This window comes from Marinactinospora thermotolerans DSM 45154 (assembly GCF_900167435.1).
Taxonomy (GTDB): Bacteria; Actinomycetota; Actinomycetes; order Streptosporangiales; family Streptosporangiaceae; genus Marinactinospora; species Marinactinospora thermotolerans.
On the sequence record NZ_FUWS01000033.1, the window covers coordinates 1 to 2,052 of the forward strand.

Sequence of the window (2,052 nt, forward strand, 5' to 3'; positions counted from 1 at the left end):
GGCTGACCACGCCGGGATTCGTAAGCCCCGCGCATGCGGGGATGGACCGTGGTGGCGGAACCGGTGCGGGTGGACTCCGTCGTAAGCCCCGCGCACGCGGGGATGGACCGCCCCAGCCAGCCCGGTCGCGGTCGGTTCCGCTGTAAGCCCCGCGCACGTGGGGATGGACCGGTATCTCGGCACGTCGGGGTACTGCTCTGCTGGTAAGCCCCGCGCACGCGGGGATCCGGGGGTTAATCAGCTCGCGGTCGGGGAGTGGTCTTTCGGCTCGGGCGGTGAATCAGATCATCGTCGCCAGGCTGACGTGGGATGTAGTGGAAGCCGTCCTTGGTTTCGGGGTCGTAGTGGATGACCGCGTCCTCCTCCTCCAGGAACGCCTTCCAGTTCTCCAGGCGCTTAGCCTCGTCCTTCGAGATTTTCGCGCCGGCACGCCGTCGCGCCTCCACCCGGAGCATCGCCACGGGGTAGGACCAGCGGTGCTCAGGAAGGACGTGCCACGGAATCAGGTCATCGTCTCGGACGATGCGCCGTTCCAGGCCTCGACGGCGCCGGAAATTCCCCCAGAGTGAGGGGACGGTCTCAATGTTGTACTTTCGTTTGTACTCCGCCACCATCCAGGCGTAAGTACGCCCTTCTTCGAACCATCTGATGACTTCCTGCTCGTCGACGATCTTCTTAGCCCCCAATGGACTCACCTTCTGGTTGATTTCCGCTACTGTTTCGCTTCACTATGTCATCGCCGAATCGGTAACACTGTGTCAGTGTCACGAACACGGTGTGCTCTCGGTGTTACCAAGGCGGCAATCATGCATGGGAAGGCGATGGAACTAACTATCACGGTTTGCGACGTGGACCGGCAGCCCGGTCGCGCGACCAAGCGCTACACCCTCCAGCGGGGCGAGCGGGAGGTGACCCTTGATCTCCGCGAAGAGCACGCCGGCCCCATCGAGGCCCTGCTCGACGGAGATTACAGCGAGGGTGGCCAGGGAGGACAGTCCAAGGAGGAACCCAAACGGCAGCCGGTGGCGAAGAAGGCGGCCGCGACCTCGCGACGCCGACGAGGCCCGAAAGTCGTGACGCTCGAAGAGATCGAGGCCAGCAAGAAGAGCTGAGAAGAATACAAAGAGAGCCCTGCTGGCACATAGGTGAGTGGGGCTTCTATGCGTCAGGGGCCGCCGAAATCGAAATCCTCGGGAGCGTCGTAACTCTCGGAGAGCCGCCCGTCTGCTTCGAGCAGCCGAAGGCTGCCAGATCTTGGACGGAAATGGCCAGCTCGAATACGGCAGCGTAGAACTATGCCGCCACCGAGACGGCGACACCAACGATCTCAGTCCCAGCTTCACTTTCGGGCGGACAAAGTGCAGCAGGTGTTGTGCGCGATGGGGACCTGGGGCTTCCTGTGTCGGCCCCCAGGGGAACCTCTCTTGCGGATAACCGCGCAGGTGAGCTGCGCGTGGGCGGTACCGGTCACCTTCTTGGCCGCCTTCACGCTGGAGTCGGCGCTTTTGCGGGTGGCCGGCGAGCCAGTAGAAGTCGCCGGCCCTCAGTTGCCGTTCAGGCCGGCCGGACCCGGCTCGTCAGTGAACCCGGCGTATCCGATGAGGCGTTGAACGGCGACAACGGCCTCACCCTTGTCGCTTTCCTTAGCGCCGATCAAGCCATCTCCTAGAGTCATAGGGAAGTGTCGCTAACAGCGCTTCCGTCAGCAGGCGTCCCATCCTGAACCTATTGGTAGAGAGGGCGCCGGAACATGATGTGGCGATGCGGTCACGGTGCCCGAGCTTGCGAAGGGGCGGCCGAGTTCCCTGTGCATGCGGGGCTGGTCCATCTGAGGGTTCCTCGTGCACATGTGTGGGGTGGTTTTCCGGTTCGCGGTTCTGGGAAGGGAGGCGTTCCGGCAGAATGGCTATCGCTGATGTCGGCTTGTCAGTCGTTCCGGTGGGCTCCGGAGGTTTATAAAGCGGAGATAACGGCCCGCAAAGCCGCAGGTCATCTTCTGTGAGCCCCGCGCACGCGGGGATGGACCGGTCGTCGTCGGCGAGGGCTCGCCGG

At 63.5% G+C, this 2,052-nt stretch carries 2 protein-coding genes; one reads left to right on the top strand and one right to left on the bottom strand.

The annotated features are described in order from the left end of the window. Window positions 1–233 precede the first annotated feature (233 nt). Window positions 234–686, bottom strand: a complete 453-nt coding sequence (locus B5D66_RS24815; protein WP_078764252.1) for a hypothetical protein — start codon at window positions 684–686, stop codon at window positions 234–236. A gap of 135 nt (window positions 687–821) precedes the next feature. On the opposite strand from B5D66_RS24815, the gene B5D66_RS24820 reads away from it, so the two are divergent. Beyond that, complete coding sequence (locus tag B5D66_RS24820) at window positions 822–1,112, top strand: hypothetical protein (RefSeq protein WP_144390361.1); 291 nt, start codon at window positions 822–824, stop codon at window positions 1,110–1,112. Window positions 1,113–2,052: the final 940 nt, after the last annotated feature.

Excerpts from the sequence above, each read along its gene's own strand:
- B5D66_RS24820 (WP_144390361.1), top strand. The coding sequence starts at position 822 with ATGGAACTAACTATCACGGTTTGCGACGTGGACCGGCAGCCCGGTCGC.